Source organism: Streptomyces noursei ATCC 11455, assembly GCF_001704275.1.
Taxonomy (GTDB): domain Bacteria; phylum Actinomycetota; class Actinomycetes; order Streptomycetales; family Streptomycetaceae; genus Streptomyces; species Streptomyces noursei.
On the sequence record NZ_CP011533.1, the window covers coordinates 8,355,853 to 8,375,346 of the forward strand.

18 protein-coding genes and 1 pseudogene are annotated in these 19,494 nt (G+C 70.9%); 8 read left to right on the plus strand and 11 right to left on the minus strand.

The annotated features are described in order from the left end of the window. The first annotated feature begins 108 nt into the window (after window positions 1-108). Both SNOUR_RS46580 and SNOUR_RS35660 read left to right on the plus strand, forming a co-directional pair. On the plus strand, window positions 109-717 hold the full coding sequence (locus SNOUR_RS46580) for a hypothetical protein (protein ID WP_159425981.1): 609 nt from the start codon (window positions 109-111) through the stop codon (window positions 715-717). Between the two features lie 75 nt (window positions 718-792). Beyond that, on the plus strand, window positions 793-1,422 hold the full coding sequence (locus SNOUR_RS35660) for a hypothetical protein (RefSeq protein WP_067355416.1): 630 nt from the start codon (window positions 793-795) through the stop codon (window positions 1,420-1,422). A 72-nt stretch (window positions 1,423-1,494) separates the two neighbouring features. On the opposite strand, the gene SNOUR_RS35665 is transcribed toward SNOUR_RS35660, so the two are convergent. From SNOUR_RS35665 to SNOUR_RS35675, 3 genes are all read right to left on the minus strand, one after another. Beyond that, window positions 1,495-2,556 carry a hypothetical protein gene (locus tag SNOUR_RS35665; RefSeq protein WP_312634725.1) on the minus strand — a complete coding sequence of 354 codons (1,062 nt, stop codon included), beginning with the start codon at window positions 2,554-2,556 and terminating at the stop codon, window positions 1,495-1,497. A 126-nt stretch (window positions 2,557-2,682) separates the two neighbouring features. Further along, window positions 2,683-3,810, minus strand: a complete 1,128-nt coding sequence (locus tag SNOUR_RS35670) for a tetratricopeptide repeat protein (RefSeq protein ID WP_067355422.1) — start codon at window positions 3,808-3,810, stop codon at window positions 2,683-2,685. Next, window positions 3,807-5,114, minus strand: coding sequence for an ATP-binding protein (locus SNOUR_RS35675; RefSeq protein ID WP_067355424.1), 1,308 nt, complete (start codon window positions 5,112-5,114; stop codon window positions 3,807-3,809). Before SNOUR_RS35675 ends, SNOUR_RS35670 begins: the two co-directional genes overlap by 4 nt. Before the next feature lie 662 nt (window positions 5,115-5,776). Here SNOUR_RS35675 and SNOUR_RS35680 point away from each other — a divergent pair. After that, window positions 5,777-6,058 (plus strand): peptidylprolyl isomerase, encoded by a 282-nt coding sequence (locus SNOUR_RS35680; protein WP_039638778.1) that lies wholly within the window; start codon window positions 5,777-5,779, stop codon window positions 6,056-6,058. Between the two features lie 382 nt (window positions 6,059-6,440). Here SNOUR_RS35680 and SNOUR_RS35685 read toward each other — a convergent pair whose 3' ends face one another. From SNOUR_RS35685 to SNOUR_RS35695, 3 genes are all read right to left on the minus strand, one after another. Then, on the minus strand, window positions 6,441-6,971 hold the full coding sequence (locus SNOUR_RS35685; RefSeq protein WP_067355427.1) for a universal stress protein: 531 nt from the start codon (window positions 6,969-6,971) through the stop codon (window positions 6,441-6,443). A 366-nt stretch (window positions 6,972-7,337) separates the two neighbouring features. After that, the gene (locus SNOUR_RS35690) at window positions 7,338-8,147 is read right to left on the minus strand and encodes an SDR family NAD(P)-dependent oxidoreductase (protein ID WP_067355429.1); all 810 of its coding nucleotides are present in this window, start codon (window positions 8,145-8,147) and stop codon (window positions 7,338-7,340) included. Window positions 8,148-8,521: 374 nt separating this feature from the next. Continuing rightward, window positions 8,522-9,055, minus strand: coding sequence for a DUF1648 domain-containing protein (locus SNOUR_RS35695; RefSeq protein WP_067355431.1), 534 nt, complete (start codon window positions 9,053-9,055; stop codon window positions 8,522-8,524). 290 nt (window positions 9,056-9,345) lie between these two features. Between SNOUR_RS35695 and SNOUR_RS35700 the strand changes: the two genes are divergently transcribed. After that, complete coding sequence (locus tag SNOUR_RS35700; RefSeq protein ID WP_067355433.1) at window positions 9,346-10,263, plus strand: endo-beta-N-acetylglucosaminidase H; 918 nt, start codon at window positions 9,346-9,348, stop codon at window positions 10,261-10,263. Between the two features lie 257 nt (window positions 10,264-10,520). Here SNOUR_RS35700 and SNOUR_RS35705 read toward each other — a convergent pair whose 3' ends face one another. The 3 genes and pseudogenes from SNOUR_RS35705 to SNOUR_RS43705 form a co-directional block, all read right to left on the minus strand. Beyond that, window positions 10,521-10,727 carry a hypothetical protein gene (locus SNOUR_RS35705; RefSeq protein WP_067355435.1) on the minus strand — a complete coding sequence of 69 codons (207 nt, stop codon included), beginning with the start codon at window positions 10,725-10,727 and terminating at the stop codon, window positions 10,521-10,523. Window positions 10,728-11,028: 301 nt separating this feature from the next. After that, window positions 11,029-12,020, minus strand: a pseudogene (locus tag SNOUR_RS45575) (cytochrome P450). Then, window positions 11,915-12,331 (minus strand): sensor histidine kinase, encoded by a 417-nt coding sequence (locus tag SNOUR_RS43705; protein ID WP_079143633.1) that lies wholly within the window; start codon window positions 12,329-12,331, stop codon window positions 11,915-11,917. The pseudogene SNOUR_RS45575 and the gene SNOUR_RS43705 overlap by 106 nt, the downstream one beginning before the upstream one ends. A gap of 112 nt (window positions 12,332-12,443) precedes the next feature. Between SNOUR_RS43705 and SNOUR_RS35715 the strand changes: the two genes are divergently transcribed. The 3 genes from SNOUR_RS35715 to SNOUR_RS35725 all read left to right on the plus strand — a co-directional run bounded on the left by SNOUR_RS35715 (window position 12,444) and on the right by SNOUR_RS35725 (window position 16,280). Continuing rightward, window positions 12,444-13,994, plus strand: a complete 1,551-nt coding sequence (locus SNOUR_RS35715; protein ID WP_159425982.1) for a protein kinase domain-containing protein — start codon at window positions 12,444-12,446, stop codon at window positions 13,992-13,994. Window positions 13,995-14,244: 250 nt separating this feature from the next. Next, window positions 14,245-14,907: a response regulator transcription factor gene (locus tag SNOUR_RS35720; RefSeq protein WP_067355442.1), complete on the plus strand. Its 663-nt coding sequence runs from the start codon at window positions 14,245-14,247 to the stop codon at window positions 14,905-14,907. Further along, window positions 14,904-16,280, plus strand: a complete 1,377-nt coding sequence (locus tag SNOUR_RS35725) for a sensor histidine kinase (RefSeq protein WP_067355445.1) — start codon at window positions 14,904-14,906, stop codon at window positions 16,278-16,280. The genes SNOUR_RS35720 and SNOUR_RS35725 overlap by 4 nt, the downstream gene beginning before the upstream one ends. 75 nt (window positions 16,281-16,355) lie before the next feature. On the opposite strand, the gene SNOUR_RS35730 is transcribed toward SNOUR_RS35725, so the two are convergent. Both SNOUR_RS35730 and SNOUR_RS35735 read right to left on the minus strand, forming a co-directional pair. Next, a complete protein-coding gene (locus tag SNOUR_RS35730; RefSeq protein WP_067355448.1) occupies window positions 16,356-17,246 on the minus strand; it encodes a COG4705 family protein in 891 nt (296 codons plus the stop codon). 165 nt (window positions 17,247-17,411) lie between these two features. After that, on the minus strand, window positions 17,412-18,251 hold the full coding sequence (locus SNOUR_RS35735) for a COG4705 family protein (protein WP_067355451.1): 840 nt from the start codon (window positions 18,249-18,251) through the stop codon (window positions 17,412-17,414). Between the two features lie 170 nt (window positions 18,252-18,421). On the opposite strand from SNOUR_RS35735, the gene SNOUR_RS35740 reads away from it, so the two are divergent. Continuing rightward, the gene (locus SNOUR_RS35740; protein WP_067355454.1) at window positions 18,422-19,474 is read left to right on the plus strand and encodes a bile acid:sodium symporter family protein; all 1,053 of its coding nucleotides are present in this window, start codon (window positions 18,422-18,424) and stop codon (window positions 19,472-19,474) included. Window positions 19,475-19,494 lie beyond the last annotated feature (20 nt).

Sequence of the window (19,494 nt, forward strand, 5' to 3'; positions counted from 1 at the left end):
TGCATGGCGCAGAACAGCTGATTGCCGTGCGCGTCGCGCGTGGTCAGACCGAGATGGGCCTTCTTGCAGAACTGACCGCGCTGATAGTGCCGCCCGGAGGGGGAGAGGATGACATCGGCGGTGTCCGAGGAGCCGGAAGTGCTGCCGGAGGACGATCCACCCGAGGAAGCCGATCCCGAACCGGACGAGGAGCCGGAACCGGAATCCGAACCCGTCCGGGTCCCGGGATTCTCCGTCGGGGCCGCGGGCGTCGGCGACGCGGTCGTGGCGGACGGCGAGGGGGAGGCGCTCGACGGGCTGGGGGACGGGGAAGGCGAATGCGAGGCCGACGCCGAGACCGAAGCGGAGGGCGACGGATTCCCCTTGTCCCCGCCGCCGGCGCTGGGTTGGCAGCCGGTGAGGGCGAGCAGTGCCGCGGTCACAACCGCTGCGGCGGACAGGGAAGCACGGTGGCGGGCTCTGGTGCGTATCACAGAGGGCGCATCCTTACGAAACGTTATAGACGGGACGATGGGCGCACACTCGGTACGCGATGCAGACCTTATGTCTGAATCTCCCCTGTCGTCTGACATCTGGCTTGAATTAGACATTCCGGTCTTGCGTGAAGGGCCCGGCGCCGGGCACGGCAATGTCCTCGACGGCACGCGTGGTGCGGTGTTCGACGGCGAGTGTGTTGCGGGGTACCGATGCGCCTGCGCCGTATTAGCCATCCGTTAGTGGAACGCCATCCCGGTCGTCGAGGCTGAGTGCCGTCCGAGAGCGAGACGAGCGAAAACAGCAACGGGAGACCCGATGAACACCGCCACCCCCGCCAACCGCTTCCGCGGCCGCACCGGCCGCCGCATAGCCGTCACGATCGTCGCCGCCGCGGCGCTGGGCCTGGGGGTCACGGCCTGTGGGCAGGGATCCGGGACGCCGGGCGCTGCCGGCACCGCGGCCCCGACACAGCCCACGAGCGGCTCCTCCTCGGACAACACCGGCGCGCAGGGCCACAACGGCGGCCGGTCCGCCGCGACGCCGTCCACCGGCCGGACGTCGGGGACCGGCGCGCACGCCGGTAACGGCGGCGCCACTGGCAACCAGTCCGCCTCCGGCGGGGGCGGTGTCGCCCACGCGGGTAACCACCGCACCCTCGTCGGCACGCTGGGGTACCTCGCGCCAGGCAAGCTCACCGTCAAGCCCCAGGGCGGCGGCATGGAGCAGGCGTTCTTCGTCGCCAACGCCACGCGGATTCTCGGCGCGGCCGCGATCTGCTCCGTCGACGGCGGCAGCGTGACCATCGGTACGGACGGCTACGGCACCTCGAAGTGCACCGTGGAGCAACTGGAGAAGGCGGCGAAGACCGACAGCGTGACCGTCCGCGTCACCATGGACCGCAAGTCCGGCGCCGCCGAGACGGTCGCGGAGAAGTACCACCCGTGAGCCACCGCACCCCACGCACACGCCGCCGATCGCAAGGACTCGGCGGCGGCCGCAACCGAGGCTGAGCCGAAGTCATCGGATCTGCCGGACACCGCTGGCCTGCCCGTCGCCGGTACGCACCTGACCGGTCGGGCGGGTCCGGAGCCAGTACGAGCGGGCGGCCACTGCCAGGGTGACTCCATACCCGGCGAACGCGATCATGCCGATCCAACTGACCAGCAGTGCGGACTGCGAGGAGTGGAAGTCGCCCGGTCGGATCGCCAGCACGCCGGTCGAGACCAGGGCGCAGTAGCCGGTGCCCAGCACCCCGTACGGGGCGAGGGTGGCGGCGCCGATCAGGGCCGGGGCGAGCGGGAGCCAGCGCGGAACGCGCCGACCGTGCAGAAACAGCGTCCAGCGGGGGAAGACCTGGCCCCAGGGACGCACCAGGCCCCAGAGCAGGAAGGTGCCGAGCGCGGCCAGCAGCACGGTGGCGTCCAGGCCCCAGGACTCCAGGGTGAGCCACATCTCCGAGGCCCCGTTGCGCCGGGAGGTCGCGAGAATCTCCTCGATGCGCGTCCCCGCGAAGGTCCCTCCGAACGCCCAGGACGACTTCATCGCGCAGTACGGCAGGAAGGCAGTCGTGCCGGCACAGGCGGCGAGTTGGACCCCGGCGGGAGCACAGGACGGTGCCGGTGCACGGGCCCCGGTGGGCGGGCGGTGGCCGGAGCGGCCGGTGGCGACGAGCAGGCACACACCGACGGCGGCCAGGGCATGGTTGGCGGCGGCCGCCCAACTGTCCACGCCCTGGCCGAACATCAGCGTGATCACGTCCATCAGCAGGCCGAACGCGGCGATCCCGGAGAGCCCGCAGACCGTCCAGAGCAGTGCCCGCACCCTCGTCCGCACGCCGTACCGCACCGCCCCCGCGGAGACCAGGGCCGCCAGTGCGCCGACCACCACGACGGCGTAGTCGAGGCCGGCGGGGGCGGGGGCGCCGACGCCATGAAACAGCGGTGTCCCGATCACTGCGCAGACGACTCCGAAGGCGGCGTACGCCGTCCCCCAGAGCACCGTCACCAACCCCACCCGACGCGGCCGGCCCTGCCACCACGCGCGCCCGAGGGTCCCTGGTTGTTGCCTGTCGTCACTCATGCCTCGAACGTCGCACCGACCGCGACGGCACGGCATCGACCACCCGAACGATCCGCCTCCGCCGCCCGGGGGAGGCGGCTGCCGCTCGGTGAGGGAGACGTCGCCTGGGCGGGCGCGGGGCGTCGGTCAGCGGGTCCTCGGCCGGTCGAACCAGAGGGTGGCGAAGGTCGGTGCCAGCCCGGCCCAGAACAGCACCTGGGGCAATGTCCGTGCGGTCCAGGGGACTTGGGAGATGATCAGCGCGCACAGCATCGCCCAGGCTGCCTGGCCCAGCACGATGCGGGACCACCGGTGGCGGCGGATCAGGGACTGGACGTTGAGTCGGACGCCGGCGCGTCGTCGCCGGTAGCGCAGCAGGGCGCCGACGAGCCAGATGACGGTCATCGGGACGAGGTACCACAGACGCTGGCCGAGCGGCAGCGGCAGCTCCCGCTGCACCTTGCCCTCGACGGCGAACAGGTCCAGCATCGCTCCGGCGAGGCCGACGCAGAGCAGGGCCAGCCACCGCACTCCGCGCAGCATGCGGTAGGTGGCCTCGTCGAGGCCGCGTCGCAGGTCGGTGGAGTCCGGTGCGGCGGCGAGCCCGGAGGCGTAGAGGTCGGCGGCCTCGGCGGCCTTGACGCCCGGTGCCCGGGCGGCCTTCCGGGTCTGCCGGGCCAGGGCCTCGGCGTGCGTGGGGTCGATCCGGAGGAGAGCGCGGTCGAACCGGTCGACGGCCTCGGTGTCGAGGGCGAAGCTGGCGATCTGGATGGCGACTTCGTGGGCGTAGACCTCCTCGGGGCCCAGCTGCAGCGCCTTCGCGGCCAGGTTGGCCGCCTCGCACAGCACGGCGTCGAGTCCGTCGCGGGGGAGTTCCTTGAGGTTGTTGGCCTGGGCGTAGCGGATCAGCGACATGCGGCACACGGCGTCGGCGAGCATGGCGTAGCCGAACCAGTGGCCGGGGTCGGCGCGGACCGCTTCCCGCAGGACGGGCTCGGCCTCGCGCCATGACGAGCCGGCCCCGCGGGTCAGTGCCTGGGCGCGCAGGATGAACGCCCCGTAGTCCGCGGGCGCCAGCTTGAGCGCCTGGCTCGCCGCGTCCCGGGCCTGTTCCGCTTGGCCGGTGTTGAGGTGGCAGTAGCCGATCTTTATCCAGGCGCTGAGGTCGTCGGGGACCTCGGCGAGGTGCCGTGCCAGCAGGTCCCGTGCCTGGTCGTGGCGTTCGAAGTCGATCAGGGCCTGGGCCCGTTCGACGGTCGGGTGCAGTGTGGTCACAGTTTGCGCTTCTTCTTCAGGTAGGCCACCAGGTCGTCGTACATGCCGCCGTCGTTCGCGTACATCGCCACGTTGCGGGCGGCCGCGAACCACGGCTCCGTCGAGGGCGCGACCTGCCCCGCCGCGGCCAGCAGGTCCGGCATCCCGATCATGCGGACGGTGCCGGTGCGGGCCGAGTCCAACAGCGCGTGCTCGGCCGCGCCCTCGCAGACATGGGCCAGGTCGGCGCCGGAGAGGCCGTCGGTGGCCTTGACCAGCTTGCCGAGGTCGACGTTCTCGATGGGCCGCTCCCGCAGGTGGTAGCGGAGGATCGCCTCCCGGGCCGGCGCGTCGGGCGGCAGTACCAGCAGGGTCCGGTCCAGTCGACCGGGCCGGCGCAGGGCGACGTCCACGTCCCAGGGCACGTTGGTGGCGGCGAGCACGAACACGCCCTCGTTGGCGTCCGCCTCGACGCCGTCCAGCTCCGTGAGCAGCTGGTTGACGGTGTTGCGCATACCGGCGCTCTGGGTGCGGCTGCGCTTTCCGCCGAGCGCGTCCAGCTCGTCCAGGAAGACCACGCACGGTGCCTGGCGGCGCGCGGTCTGGAAGAGCTCGTGCATATTGCGCTCGGAGTTGCCGATCCACATGTCGAGCACGTCGGTGACCGACACGGACAGGAAACTCGCCCCGAGTTCACCGGCGACGGCCCGTGCGATGAAGGTCTTGCCGCAGCCGGGCGGCCCGTAGAGCAGGAGCCCGCCGCGCAGGCTCTTGCCGTACAGGCGGCGCAGCTCCGGATTGCGCAGCGGCGCCAGGAAGGCGGCTTCGAGCCGCTCCTTGACCTGCTGCATGCCGCCCACGTCGGCGAGCCGGACGGTGCCTGGCCGTTCCACGTCCCAGGCGGCGGCGTCCCCGGGGTCGCCACTGCCGTCGACGGCGAGCGGCGCCTCGACGAACCGTGGCGGGACGATGTCGCCGACCTGGTCCTGGGCGGCCTTCCAGTCGAATCCCGGGGTCGGGGCGGGGCCGGCGGCCGGCGATGTGGTGGTGGGAGGTTGGGCGGGCGGTGCGGCCTGCGATGACGCGGGTGGCACGGCCTCGCGGGGCGGGGACGCGGCAGCACCGGTCAGGGCCCGGAGCATCACCTCGCGTGCCTGGGCATCCCCGGGCGCCTGCTGCAATGCCACGGCGGCCTCGCCGACCGCGGCGTCGTCGCACCCCGCGGTCAGCAGCAGCTCGGCCAAGTGGAGCCGCAGTGGTACGTCATCGGGCGTCGCGGCAACGGCCGAACGCATGCTTTGTATGAGGGGGGACTCCGCCGACATGTCCCCCACTTTACGGAGCCGACGTGTGCGACAGCGACTCGCGTGCGCCCCGGCCGAACTCCAAGGGCCCCACCCGGACCGCCGCGGTCACTCGTGTCCGCCTGCGGCAGCCACAACTCGCCTGCATGACAGGGCACTTGACCGCCATAGAGGAAGGGAGTCGCCCGCGGAGGCCGGGGCGTCGACGCATGTGGAGTCTTCGTCATGGGCGGCTGCTCGGCCGCGGCGGTCCGTTCTCCAGGACGATCGGTACGCCGGCGCCGAGCTTCCGGAACCCCTGATCGCCTGCGGGACGAACCCGCCGGACACGCGCGGGAGACCGAACTGCCTCGATTCTCCTAATTCAACCCATTCTCCTAATTTTCCGAATTCGCCGACTTTCCCGACTCGTGGATCCGGCGGACCGCCGGGTTCGGCCCGGCGGATCATGCGGTGCGGCCGAGGTGTCGTGCCGGTGGACCGGCACCGAGAGCAGCGAAAGGGCCTGTCCGATGGGCCATGGGATGACCGTCTGTGAGATGGTGCATGCCTGACTCACGAAGGCCGCTCAGGGGAGGCCGAAGGGACCTGTGGCGGGTCGGGAGCCGTGATCGCTGCCACCCGGAAGGTCCCTGGGCGTGTAACCCTTGGTGGCATTGCCGTGTACTTGAAAGGTGTAAGAAATGGCTAGGGCAACCGCACGTCACATCTTGGTCGCCAGTGAAGACGAGGCGTCGAAGCTGAAGGCGCAGATCGAGGCCGGTGCAGACTTCGCCGGGCTTGCTCAGCAGCACTCCACGTGCCCCTCCGGGCGTCAGGGTGGTGACCTCGGGTCGTTCGGGCCGGGTCAGATGGTCAAGGAATTCGACACGGTCGTCTTCTCTGCTCCGGTCGGCACGATCCAGGGCCCGGTGAAGACCCAGTTCGGGTTCCACCTCCTTGAGGTCACCAGCCGCGAGGACTGACGCGAGCGATGTGCCGGGCTGCGTCGTGAGGCGCAGCCCGGTTCCGTCGGCAGTCATGCGCGGAGCCGGATGGCGGCGCTGCCCGGGTCGCCTCCACCACGTCGCGCACGAGGTACCCGGCCACTGGGACGATTTCCCCGGCCTGTACCGCAAGTTGGCTCCCCGGACCGTCCGTTTCCTCGTTGCCGACAAGCTCAACCACGACATGGTCGCCTCCTGGTTCATCGCCGCCGGGTGGCGCAACTGGACCGCGACGGAGCGCGCGGCGCTGGAGAACGTGTGGCATGCCTGGTGGTGGTCCGTCCTGCACAGTCACCCCAGCACCGGAGACGTCACCCACGTATTGGAGACGCTCGGCGTCATCACAGGGGCGCGGCACGCTTCAGTCGGTCAACCCGCGGGTGGTGAGCGGGAGTTTCCACACGTTGCGGCGGTGTGCGGCGGTGAGGGCGTGGTGCAGGGGAGAAGGGGGAACGGCCAGCACCGTGCAGCGGGCGCGTGCCACGCAGTACCTGGCGACGGACGGCCGCACCGCGCGGCGCAGCCTGCCGCGCGCTCCGGCGCCGATCACCAGGAGATCGTCGTTGCGGTCGGCAGCCGTCAGCAGCACCGTGCCCGGCTTGCCGCGCCCGATCATGGGCTGGAGCGGGACTCCGGGCCCCTCACTGCCGAAGGCGGTGCCCAGCGCCTCCATGAGCTGCTCGTTCGCCATGCGGTGCCACTTGGCGACCAGCGACGGAGGGTGGGAGCCGCCGCGGGTGGGGAGGTCGCCGCCGGGCGGCTCCCAGGCCAGCACGGCCCACAGTTCGGCGCCGCGCAGGCGGGCTTCGGCGGCGGCCCGGTGCAGAGCCGTCAGGCTCCCCAGCGAACCGCTCACGCCGGCCACGACGCGCGGGCCGAGGGGACCGGCCATGGGCCACGCTCCTTGTCTGTGCCGTCCTCGCGTGATCCGAGCCGTGCTTCCGCGCCGCGACTGCGTCCCGCGTGTCTGTGTCCCGTTCATCGAAGCGTCGCCGATGGAGCGGTCGTGTCTCGTTGGCGATTCCTTTACGCGGGCGCGGGAGACCCTGACGGCGCCATGACGCCGGCCGGGCCACCGGGCGGGGCGACTGGGTGCCGCCCCGCCCGGTGGTTCAGCCCTGGTTGGCTTTGCCGCCGTGGTTGGCCTTCTTCTTGCGGCGGGCCTTCTTCTTGCGGGCGCGCTTGGACATGGGACGTACGGGCCTTTCGGATGGAGGGGAGGGAGGGCGCCTCGTGACGCCTCGGTCGCCGGTGTGTTTCAGGCGTGCTGGCCGACGAGTTGGTCGGCGAGTTTGGTGAGGCGCTTGACGGTGCGGTCCTCGGTGGCGGCGGGTGCCGGGTCGACGCGCTGGTCGCGGTCGTAGTAGGCGCCGTTGACGACGTCGATGGACGGGTCGCACAGTCGGACCACGTGGGTCGCGCCCTGGGCGGCGGTGTCGCCCTGGATGTCGTAGAGGGGGAGCAGGTCCGTCTCGCAGATGCCCGGGTGGACGGAGACCGCGGTGACGCGGGGGTCGGCGGCGAAGATGGTGAGTGCCAGCTGTGACTGGGCGTAGGCGGCGAGCCGGGAGTAGCGGCGGGCGCGCTGGGGGTCGTTCCACTGGATGGAGGCGGTGCGGTGCAGCGAGGAGGAGACGTTGACGACGCGTCCGCCGGGTTCTGCGGTGAGTGCCGGCTCCAGGAGGTAGGTCAGCAGGTAGTGGGCGAGGAAGTTGACCTGGAGGGCGAGTTCGTTGCCGTCGGCGGTGAGGGTGTGGCGTTCGGGCGCGGCGGTGGCGGCGTTGTTGACCAGGACGGTCAGGCGGGGGTGTTCGGCGAGGACGCGCCGTGCCATCGCCTCGACCTCCTCCAGGCGCGTGAAGTCCGCGGAGAACGCGCACAGTTGGGAGGCGTCGATGCCCGCGGTGGCGACGAGCCGGTCGGTGGCGGCCTGGGCCTCCTCGGCGGTGCGGCCGTGCACGAGGACGGTGGCGCCGCGTTCGGCGAGCTGGCGGGCGGTTTCGAAGCCGATGCCGGAGGTGGCGCCGGTCACCAGGACGGTACGGGAGGAGAGGTCGTAGACGGACATGATCCATTCACAGGGCGAGGGTTAAGGGGGAGGAGCGAGTGCGTCGTACCGGCTGCTCGGCCGAGCAGCTGCTCAGCGGCTCGGAGCCATGCCGTACGGGCGCACGAAAACGGGGCGCCTGAGTAGGTCAGGGCGCCCCGTCCGAATGCGGGAGAGGTCTCAGCGTGAGGCGGAGGTCTCCGTGCAGCGCGGCGCACGACTCAGGACCGCCGGATGAGGCGGGCGGTCGAGAAGGAGCCAGGCGCTGTTCACAGCCTCATTAGATTCCGCGCCGCACCAGCCTTCAAGAGGGCTGACCCACTTTTGACGTACCCATGACGGACCGGCGTTCCCGGAGACTTTCCTGGAGACCTTCCCCACCCCCGCCCATGTGCTCAGTTGACTGGCGTGCGCCGGTCGCGGATCGCGGCCGCCACCGTCATGGCGGTCCCGGCGAGGAGCGGCAGCAGCATCGCGGCGAACGACCAGCCGGGCACCTCCGGATCGGGTGCGGAGCGCCACAGCACGCCACAGCCGATCAGGAGCGAGACTCCCGTACAGGCATTGAGTATCAGCAACGCCCGGGCGGTGCCGATCGCCGAGGCGCGGGTGCGGGGCCGGTTGAGCGAGGAGCTGACCAACCCGTTGCCGAACGGCGCCGCTTCCTTCGGCATCTCGGCCTGCGGAGTCACCCTCAGGGTCAGCTCGGCGCAGGCGGTCAGCAGCACCGTCGCTCCGAGGTACACGAACACCAGCCCGAACGCGCTGCCGATCGACCGGTCCGTCCAGGAGTCCACCCCAGCGATGCCGAGGTGCTGAGGTATTCGGCTCGGCAGATGCGGATAGCGGAGGATGCCCCAGAGGGTCATTGCGGCGAGCAACGCGGCATTGGGAAGCAGCCAGGGCCGGACGGGGCGTGAGAAGACCATGGGACCGATTGTCCGATGCCGAGGAGTTCTTCGCAGGCGATATGTTGCGTAAGGGCCACGACAATTCGGGCCTGGAGGCAGCGGCGTCGGGCCTGGGGGAGGCGACGGGAGGTGGTGGCCGTGGGTGCGGCGACGTCCCGTGGAACGGAACGGCCTTACTACGCACGGGGTTTGCGTCTGGGGCCGGTGTGGGCAGGTGTTGCTCTGATTGTCCTTGAGCGAGGCGCGCGTCTGCGGCCGGTGCTCCGCGGCAAGTTCTCAGTGCCATCGCATCGATGGGAGATCGGTCGATGAATTTCACTCTTGGCCGAGGTGGAGCGCGGAAGGCCGCGCTTGCGTTTGTGGCTGCGGCCGCACTCGTGGTCGGTGCGACGGCGACCGCCCCTGCGGCGCCATTACCCGGGAAGCAAAAGGGGCCGACCTCGGTGGCTTATGTCGAGGTGAACAACAACAGCATGCTCAACGTCGGCAAGTACACGCTGGCCAAGGGCGGCGGTAATGTGTTCGACGTCGCGGTCATCTTCGCCGCCAACATCAACTACGACGCCGGCAAGCAGTCGGCCTATCTGCACTTCAATGAGAACGTCCAGCGCGTCCTCGACGACGCGGCGACCCAGATCCGACCGCTGCAGGCCAAGGGCATCAAGGTCATGCTGTCGGTGCTCGGTAATCACGAGGGTGCCGGGTTCGCCAACTTCCCTTCCAAGGACGCTGCCTCGGCGTTCGCCGAGCAGCTGTCCGACGCCGTCAGCAAGTACGGCCTGGACGGTATCGACTTCGACGACGAGTACGCCGAGTACGGGAAGAACGGCACCGGGCAACCCAACGACGGCTCCTTCGTCCACCTGGTCTCCGCGTTGCGTGACTACATGCCCGACAAGCTCATCTCCCTGTACGACATCGGCCCGTCGGCGGAGAAGCTCTCCTACGGCGGCGTGGACGTCTCGTCGAAGTTCAACTACGCCTGGAACCCGTGGTACGGACAGTGGCAGGTACCGAATATCTCGCTGCCCAAGTCGAGCCTGTCACCGGCGGCGGTTGAGATCGGAAACACTCCTCCGAACACCGCGGCCGACTTCGCCAAGCAGACCGTGGCCGATGGGTACGGTGTGTACCTGACCTACAACCTCGACGGTTCCGACCGGCACGACTACATCTCCGGTTTCACCAGGGAGCTGTACGGCAGCGACGCCGTCTACACCCCTTGACGACATCCACGAGCGTCACCCCGCTATGCCGCAGGAGACCGGCCAGGGCTTCGGTCGTGGAGGCGAACGAGCCGTCCGGCTTGCCGAGGGGATAGGGGAAGCCCCCGAAAGCTCCGCCATATACCCCTTCGCCGTGAAGCTGAAACATCTTCCGATGTCCGCCGACGAGCGTCCTGAGCCCTGGTACGGACCGGACCGCGGGATGTGATGGGTCAACCGCACCAGGTGGGAAGCGGCGCCCGAAGCGAGATGACGCCTCAGAGGGAGATGAGGCAGCCGATGATGGGAGGGCAGTGTCCGTGGACGTGGATGTGGAGGTGGTCCGCCTCGTTGCCCCCGATGTGGACGGGATCCCCGTCATCGTCGCCCCCGAACCGGGGCTGTGCCTGGGCGGGTGCGATGAGCCCGAGGGAGAGGATCGCGCTTGCCGCTGCGATGGTCGTTATTCGACGAAAACGCGTCATGGCTTACTCCTCCTTGGCGGGATTTAGCGGCACCTGCGGACAGGCACGCTATGAAGCTACGCATTCACTCAAAGGTACCCGTTTGGCGGATTCTGTCGTCGGGTGACTGGTCCATTCGCGTGAGTCGCACATCCTCGGCGGTGCCCTCGCCGGCGGTGTGACCTGGGGTCCTGCGGCCGGCCACGAGGGCCGAGTGCGGAAGTCCCGGACCGCTCTCGGGCACCTGGCCGGCCTCCACCTGGTCGTCACGAGTGACGAGTACGCGATCACCGGCAGCATCGACGGTGGGCGTCGTCGTGCCTCACCAGGCGACCGGGAGCGTGGTCACCCCGTAGACAGTCGCCCTTTCGCGCAGCGGAATGTCGTCGGTGGGGCCGGCGAGGCGCAATCCCGGGAACCGGGCGGCCAGGGCGGGGAGCGCGACTCGCATCTCCACCCGGGCCGGTTGCTGGCCGAGGCACTGGTGGGGGCCGTGGCCGAAGCCGACACGGCCGACGGGGTTGCGGCGCAGATCCAGGGTGTTCGGGCCGGTGAACCTCGCCGGTCGCGGTTGGCCGCCGACGACGCCAGCACCACCGTGGATCCCGACTTCACCAGGCGACCGTCGAACTCCACGTCCACGAGCGCCACCCGTATCAGGGTGGGCACGACGGTGAGGTAGCGCATCAGCTCCTCGACAGCCGGGGCGGCCAGGTCCGGATCCGTGCCCAGGGCCGCCCATTGGTCGGGATGCTGCAGCAGCGCGAAGGTGCCCAGCGCGATCATGTTGGTCATGGTGTCCAGACCCGCCGCGAGGAGCAGCCCTCCGATACCGGTGAGTTCGTCGTCGGTGAGATCACGGGCGGTGAGGTCGCTGAGCACGTCGTCGGCCGGTTCGGCGCGCTTGGCCGTGACCAGTTCCCGCACGTAGGAAGTCAGTTCCTCGTAAGCCTGGTACGACTCGGCCGGTCCTTCCGGCGTGGTGGTGTCGGCTCCGAAGATGGTGGCGGCGTCGGCGTGGAAACGCTCCCGGTCTTCGTAGGGCACGCCGAGCAGTTCACAGATCACCGTGGCAGGGATCGGTTGGGCGTAGGTCGTGGCCAGATCGATCGGTCCGCCGTGCCGTTCCATGATGTCGAGGTGCTCGGCGGCCACCCGCTCGATCCGTGCGGTCAGTTGTGTCATGCGGCGCACGGTGAACTTGCCGGTCAGCAGCCTGCGGTACCGGGGGTGTTCCGGCGTGTCCATACTGATGAAGACGCCGGGGTCCGCGGGCGGTGTGGGGCCCTCGTAGCCAGGCAGCGGCGCATGCATGAGTTGTCGTGTGTGGGCAGCCGGAGGGTGAAGCGGGCGCCGCCGAGGGGGCTGTCGGTCGCGGTGAGTGTGCCGCCGTGGGCCTGGGCGACCCGGAAGGCGATGGACAGGCCGAGGCCGGTGGAGCCGGAGCCGCTGTGGAAGCGGTCGAAGAGCGAGTCGGCCAGGGCGGGTGGTATTCCGGGGCCCGCGTCGCCGACGGTGAGTACGCCGCCGGTGGTGACACCGAGTTGGATCTCGGCGGGCCGGTCCGCCGCGTGCCCGTGCGTCAGCGCGTCGACGAACAGGTTGGTGACGGCGCGGCGCGGCAGGTCCCGGCCCCTCCCGTGCCAGGGCGGATTCCAGGGGCCGTGGGCGACGGGGGTGACAGGTACCGTTCACGGCGGACGTAAGCTTCGGCCAAAGGGCGACAAGGAGAAGTCGGTGGGGCGGGACACAATGCTCGGCAGCCGCTATGAGCTGATCGAGCGGCTTGGCCGCGGCGGGATGGGCACGGTCCACCGCGCGATCGACCACCGGTTGCGACGCACGGTCGCCGTCAAGCTGATGTCCCCGGAACTGGCCCACCATCCGGAGGCGCGCGCCAGGTTCCAGCGTGAGGCGCACGCCGTGGCCGCCCTGAACCATCCGGCCGTCGCCACCATCCATGATGTCGGCGTGGAACCGGACGAGGACGGCCCGCGGCCGTTCCTGGTGATGGAGTACGTGGCGGGCAGCACGCTCGCCGAGTCGCTGCGTACCGCCCCGCTGTCGGTCGCCCAGGCGGTCACCGTGGCGTGCCAGGTGCTCGACGCCCTGGACCACAGCCACCAACACGGCATCGTGCACCGGGACATCAAACCGTCGAACATCATGCTCACCGGCCCCACGACGGTGAAGGTGCTGGATTTCGGCATCGCCAAGGCGCTCGCCGAGGCCGCCACCCGTCTCACCGGCAGCGGGGTGGCCCCCGGCACCCCCGCCTACCTGTCGCCGGAGCAGATCAGCGGGGTGGAGATCGACCACCGGGCGGACCTCTACGCCATGGGGTGCCTGCTGTACGAACTGCTCACCGGCGCCCCGCCGTTCCAGGCGGATTCGCCGTTCGCCGTGATGCACCAGCACCTGTTCACCGAGCCGGTGCCGCTCACCCGGGTCCGCCCGCAGATACCCCCCGCGGTGGCGGCGGTGGTCGCGCGGGCTCTGTGCAAGGACCCGGCGGAGCGCTTCGAGGACGCGGCGGCGATGCGTACGGCGCTGACCGACGCGCTCGGCGCCGCGTCGGCTCCGACGATGCAGGCGGACGCGCCGCTCCCGCCGGCCGCGGCGCCCGCCCGCGGCGCCGCCGTGCTGCGCCGGCTCCGCACGGCCCTCCGCCCTTCCCTCGCGGGCGCGTTGGGGCTGGTCGGGAGCCTGCTGTCGTTGCTGTGCGCCCACGGTGATCTCGTCGACACCGACCACTTCGGCGATGTCGCCCTCGCGGCAGGGGTGTTGGGCCTGGTCGCACTGCCGTTGTCGCCCCGGCTGTCCAGCGTCGTGGCCTGGGGGCCGGTGGCGGAGAGCATCGCGGTCTACTCCGAACTGCGGCGCGCCGAGGTCGGCTGGGATCGCGCGTATGTGGGCGTCGCGGTGCTGCTCGCGATCACCGCGGCCCTCTGCCTCGCCGGCGCGGCCCGTAAGCGGGACACCAGTCCCTACGCCGTGATCGCCTTCTGGTTCACCGCCACCGCGTCGATCTGGTACTTCCTCGACGACCTGCACAAGCTCTATGTCTTCTACCTCCTCCTGGCCGCGGTGACCCTTGCGGCAGCGGCCCAGGAGGCCGTCGGCCGGTACCGACGGCGCACGGCGAACCGCCGGCCGGCGAGCGAAGGCCGCCGCGCACGGGTCGGCGGGGCGCCGCCCGGTCCGATCCGCCGGTCGGCCGACCACGGCGCTCGCCGACCGGTGGGGAGCACCCCCACGGACCGGCTGCCCTCCGCAGAGGCGCGTTAGGGACGTCGACCGTCGGTGGTGTCGCCCGCCCCGCCTCGGCACAGGATCCTCGGATCCTGCGCTTCCGCGGTTCGGGACGGCGGCGGGAACCGGCATGCCCGTGCGGTCGTCTACAGTTCCGTGCAGTGTCTACAAGGCTGTAGTCGGCTGGTGGAGCGCGTGACCTGTCCGGCCGGCGGTACCGGTCCCGGCGTCCAGGCCGGGTGCCTGTCCGGCACGGCCCAGGCGGCCGACGATCCGATGGAGGACCATGCGCCACAAGATCCTGGTCGTCGAGGACGATCACGCCCTGCGTGACGTGCTCCGCCGTGGCCTCGCCGACGAGGGCTTCGCGCCGGTGCCGGCCGCCGACGGGGCGATTGCCCTGCGGCTGGTCGCCGACGACATCGGCGCGGTCGTCCTGGACGTCGGACTGCCCGACGCGGACGGCCGGGACGTGTGCCAGGCGATGCGCGCCAACGGGTTCACCGCCCCGATCCTCTTTCTGACCGCCCGCCACCACCTCACCGATCGGCTGTCCGGGTTCTCCGCCGGCGGCGACGACTACCTGCCCAAGCCGTTCCACCTCGCCGAACTCGTCGCCCGGTTGCGGGCCACACTCAAACGCGCCGCGCCGCCGGCCGTTGCCACGGCCGGTGACCTGGTGCTGGACGCGACCCGGCACACCGCCGGTGTCGGCGATGCCCATGTCGAGCTGTCCCCGACGGAATTCCGGCTGCTGGCCACCCTGGTGGCCGCGGGCGGCGCCATCGTGCGCCGCCGCGACCTGGTCAGGGCCGCCTGGCCGGACGGAGCCCAGGTCAGCGACAACACACTGGACCAGTACCTGAGCCGGCTGCGCCGCAAGCTGCGCGAGGCGGGCAGCAACCTGAGCCTGCGAACGGTCCGCGGCATCGGAAACCGGCTGTCGTGATCCGACCCCTGCGTCGCCCGGCTCCCCGTACCCTGCGCGGCCGGCTCTCGCTCGTCGCGCTGACCACCGCCGCGCTCCTGATGGCCATGCTGACCGTGGTGTTCAACACGGTGGTGGACCGACACCTGCAGCACCAGGCGGACAACGAGCTGGGCAGCCGCGCGGCCGCCGTCGCCACGACCGTCGACACCAGCGGCCCCGAGGTGCGGGTCGTGGAGACCGCCGACGACCGCCTCCTGGACGCCAACGTGTGGATCTACACCGGGCCGCAGCTGCTGGAGAAACCGGCGGCGGCCACCGCCGACGGCACGCTGACCCGAGCCGCCGGCCGGCTCGCCGCGCGAGGAGGCGAACTCTGCACGACGGTCGAGGCCGAAAGCCCTCACCACGTCCGCCTGTGCTCCCGCCCCGTGTCCGGCCATCGCGGCGCCGCCACGGTCGTCACCGCCCTGGACCTCGCCCCGTACCGCAACTCGGCGGACACTCTGCTGCTGGGCTCCCTGGTCCTGGACGCGGTCATGCTCGCGTGCACCTATGCGCTGACCCGCCTGGCCGTCGGACGGGCGCTGCGCCCCGTGCGCACCATGACCGACCAGGCCACCCAGTGGAGCGCCGTCGGCTCCGACGAACGCTTCGGAGCCGACGGCCAGCCGGCCGAACTGGCCCGCCTGGGCGCCTCGTTGGACGCGCTGCTGGACCGCATACGCGCCGTCCTGCGCCACGAGCAGCAGCTGACCGGCGAGCTGTCCCACGAACTGCGCACCCCACTCACCCGGATCATCGTCGAACTCGACTGGTGGCGGAGCCGCCCGCGCTCCGCCGCCGAGACCCGCGCCACCCACGAGGTGATCGCCGAGGCCGCCCAGTCCATGCGCACCATCTGCGACACCCTGTTGAACGACGCCCGTGAAAGCGCGCAGCACGCCTTTACCGCCCCCGGCGCGACGGCCGTCGTCCCCGTCCTGCACCGGCTCGTCCACGACCTCGACGGACGGGATCGGGTGCAGGCCGTCATCGAGGTGTCGGATCCCGAGCTGACGGCGGGCCTGGCCCCCGCTCTCCTCGAACGCATCGTCAGCCCGCTGCTGGCCAACGCGGTCCGCTACGCCCGTTCGAGGGTGACGGTGTCCGTACGGCAGTCGCCCGGCGGTGTGCGTATCGAAGTCGCCGACGACGGGCCCGGCGTGCCCCGGGCATTCGTCGACGACCTCTTCCAGCCCGGTCGCCGGGCCGATGACGACGACGGACACGACGGCGCGGGTCTCGGGCTGCCGCTCGCCCGCCGGTTGGCCCGCGCCGCCGGCGGTGAGGTGTCCCACGATCCCACCTACACCTGCGGGGCACGCTTCCTGGCCGACCTGCCCGCCGGGTGACCAGCGCCGGCTCAGCGGGTGTGGTCTGCCCCGGGCGGCGCGGCCGACGCCCGGGGGAGGCGGCGACGCGGTGGTTCAGTCGGTCCGCCGGGCGACCGGCTCCGGCACCGGCGCGTGTGCGGCGTGACTCCTGCGCTCCTGGACCTGCGTGTAGGCCATGAGGCCGAGCAGGACGGCGAGCAGCACCGCCGAGGAGCCGGTGGTGCCGAGGTCCAGGCCGCCCTTGGCGACCGGCTTGGTCAGGAAGTCGCCCGCGGTCGCGCCGAGCGGGCGGGTGAGGACGAAGGCGAGCCAGAACAGCAGGACGTTCGGCACCGCGGGCACCTTCACCAGGGCGACGAGTACCGCAAGTGCCGTGGCGACGAGCAGCGCGCCGCCACCGTAGCCGAGGCCGGAACTGTCGGAGAGGAAGTCGCCCATGGAGGTGCCCAGGGTGTTGGAGACGAGGATCGCCGACCAGAACAGCGCCTCGCCGCGGAAGGTGACGATGTCCCGGATCCGGAACGTCGTCCCGCTCAGCTTCCAGATCGCGAAGACGACCAGCAGGATCGAGATCAGGATCGCCGCGCCGATCGGATAGCCCAGGCCCAGCCCCTGCGGTCCCCGACCGAGCGAGGTGGCGCCGTTCGAAAGGTACTCGGCACTGGCGTCACGGTTCATGAAGTCGGACATCGTGGTGCCGGCCATGCTGGTCGACAGGATCACCGTCCAGTAGGAGAACGGGTTGTAGCGGCCGGCCCGGAGTTGGACGACCAGCGTCACCAAGAAGATCAGGAACAGTGCGACCGTGGTGAGGAAGTAGCCCAGTTTCAGCGTCTGGGAGAAGAGGTCTCCGGCGGTCTCGCCCAGCGTCGTCGCGGCGATCTTCATGACCCAGAAAGCCAGGGTGACTTCGGGCAGCTTCTTCATCACCGTCGTCGCCGTGCTCGCGACGTCGTGGGCGGTGAGGACTTGCGACTGCGGCAAGGCGGGGGCTCCTCGGGTGGTCGTACGGCAGGGCCGGCGGCCCGAGCTGAGGGCGGGCGCCGGCGGGACGGGCGACCGCCGGGAGACGATCGTCGACGACCGACCTTGGCAGGGTCGGCCTGAACGCATCCTGAACGCGTCCCGAGCGTCTGCCGCCCGCCCGGATCAGGCCGCGTCCCGCGCGCTCTGCTGAGGCTGCGTCACATCCCGGCGGGTCACTGCCAGGTACCCGACCAGACCGAGGATGACGGCGAGGAACAGCGCGCTGGTGACGACGGTGCCCAGGCCCAGCCCGCCGTCACCGGTCGGCTGGGAGAGGTAGTCGCCGAGGGACGCACCGAGCGGGCGGGTGAGGATGTAGGCGATCCAGAAGCTCCACACCGCGTCCAGCCCGAGAGCGAAGTGGGCAACGGTGACGGTGGCGATCGCCAGGCCGAACAGGACCGCGGAGAGCGGGTATCCGAGGGCCAGCCGCTCGGAGACCAGGTCCCCGGCCGCCGTACCCAGGGCGAAGGTGAACAGAACGGCGAGCCAGTAGAAGGACTCGCGGCCGGTGGTGTCGATGTGGTGGATGGACAGCGTCCGCTCACGCCGGAACCAGACCACGAAGACGATCGCCAGGACGATCGCGAAGACGGCCGTGCTGGCCTCCAGGGGGACACCCACATTGTCCGTGAGGTTGTCGCTGATCAGCGTGCCGACGACGCTGATCAGGGCGACGGCCGGCCAGTAGACGCCCGCCCGGTAGGAGCCGGTGCGGAACTGTATGACCAGGACGATGGCCAGCAAGGCGCTCATCAGCGCCGACACGCCGGTCAGGCCGAGACCGACCTTCGCGTTGAGCAGGTCGGCCGCGGTCTCCCCGACCGTCGTGCACAGCACCTTGATGATCCAGAAGTAGAGGGTGACTTCGGGCACCTTGTTCCAGCCCGGGAGGCGACCGGAGCGCGCGGCAGCGCCGTCGGCCACCGAAGGCGCGGGGGGCTGTGATGTCTCGGATGTCATGAGGCCCGACCGTGCCACGGAGCACCTGAACGCATCCTGACCGCCGTGCGGCGTGAGCCGCGCCGACCGCCCTCGCCCGAGCACCATGGATGCCATGACCACTCACCACCACCGCCTTCGCATACCGGCACTCGCCCCCGTCCCCTCCGTCGCCGTGGAAGAAGGCCCCCTTGCCCCAGCCGTCCCGCTCCTGCTCGCCCACTGATCGGGCGACGGCCTGGCTGCGCCGGCGGCTCGGGCGCGCCGTCGTGGTGTCCTACGCCGCCGCCCTCTTCCTGCCCGGCCCCGGACTGTGGCTGCGCCGGGAGCACACCGTGCCGCTCGGCACCCCGTCCGGCCTCCCGGTGAGCGCGGCCCCGCTGCTGCTGGCCCTGGTGCTCTTCGGCGCCGGTCTCCAGGTATCCGTCCGCGAACTGGGCCGCCTGGTGCGCAGACCGACCGCCCTGGTTGCCGGACTGGCCCTGCATCTGGCGATCCCGCTCCTGGTCATCCCCGCCGTCGCGTTCGCACTGAGCCGGTCTCCCGACACGGACGGCGGCAGCGGCCTGGTCACCGCGACGATCCTGATCGTGGCGATGCCCGTCGCCGCCGGAGCCACCGTCTGGACCGGCAGGAGCGACGGCGACCAGCCCACCATGGTCGGGCTCGTCCTCGCCTCCACGCTCCTGAGCCCCCTCACCATTCCGCTGGTCGTCGGTGCCCTCACGCCCCTCCTCAGCGACGACTACGCCAAGACGCTCAGTACGACCGCCGGCACCGCCCACGGCAGCTTCGCCCTCGTCGGCGTCGTCCTTCCCTGCGCGGCAGGCATCCTGTGCCGACTCGCGCTGCCGCGGACCTGGCACGGGCGTGCACTGGCCGGGATGGTGCCCGGGTCCCTGGTCGCCTCGCTCGTGCTGACGTACGTGAACGCCAGCGGTGCCCTGGGCTCCTTCCTCGCGTCGCCGCGTCCTCTGCTCTTCGGCGCGGCACTGCTCGTGGCGGCGCTCGTGTGCCTGCTCTCCTTCGCACTCGGCCGGGCCGCCGCCCGTCTCCTGCGGCTGGACGCCCCCGCCGCCTCGTCGCTGACGCTCGCCTGCGGCATGAACAACAGCAGCGCGAGCGCCGTCCTGCTCACCACCACGTTGCCCGACAAGCCACACCTGCTCCTGCCCGTCCTCGCCTACGGACTGCTGCAGAAGACCGCGGCCAACCGGGTCGTCGCCACGGCCTCGCGTCCGTGAGCAGGCACGACACCGCCCGG

Coding starts and splice junctions, on each gene's coding strand:
- SNOUR_RS46580 (WP_159425981.1), top strand. CDS start 109: ATGACATCGGCGGTGTCCGAGGAGCCGGAAGTGCTGCCGGAGGACGAT.
- SNOUR_RS35660 (WP_067355416.1), top strand. CDS start 793: ATGAACACCGCCACCCCCGCCAACCGCTTCCGCGGCCGCACCGGCCGC.
- SNOUR_RS35665 (WP_312634725.1), bottom strand. CDS start 2,556: ATGAGTGACGACAGGCAACAACCAGGGACCCTCGGGCGCGCGTGGTGG.
- SNOUR_RS35675 (WP_067355424.1), bottom strand. CDS start 5,114: ATGTCGGCGGAGTCCCCCCTCATACAAAGCATGCGTTCGGCCGTTGCC.
- SNOUR_RS35680 (WP_039638778.1), top strand. CDS start 5,777: ATGGCTAGGGCAACCGCACGTCACATCTTGGTCGCCAGTGAAGACGAG.
- SNOUR_RS35685 (WP_067355427.1), bottom strand. CDS start 6,971: ATGGCCGGTCCCCTCGGCCCGCGCGTCGTGGCCGGCGTGAGCGGTTCG.
- SNOUR_RS35690 (WP_067355429.1), bottom strand. CDS start 8,147: ATGTCCGTCTACGACCTCTCCTCCCGTACCGTCCTGGTGACCGGCGCC.
- SNOUR_RS35695 (WP_067355431.1), bottom strand. CDS start 9,055: ATGGTCTTCTCACGCCCCGTCCGGCCCTGGCTGCTTCCCAATGCCGCG.
- SNOUR_RS35700 (WP_067355433.1), top strand. CDS start 9,346: ATGAATTTCACTCTTGGCCGAGGTGGAGCGCGGAAGGCCGCGCTTGCG.
- SNOUR_RS35705 (WP_067355435.1), bottom strand. CDS start 10,727: ATGACGCGTTTTCGTCGAATAACGACCATCGCAGCGGCAAGCGCGATC.
- SNOUR_RS35720 (WP_067355442.1), top strand. CDS start 14,245: ATGCGCCACAAGATCCTGGTCGTCGAGGACGATCACGCCCTGCGTGAC.
- SNOUR_RS35735 (WP_067355451.1), bottom strand. CDS start 18,251: ATGACATCCGAGACATCACAGCCCCCCGCGCCTTCGGTGGCCGACGGC.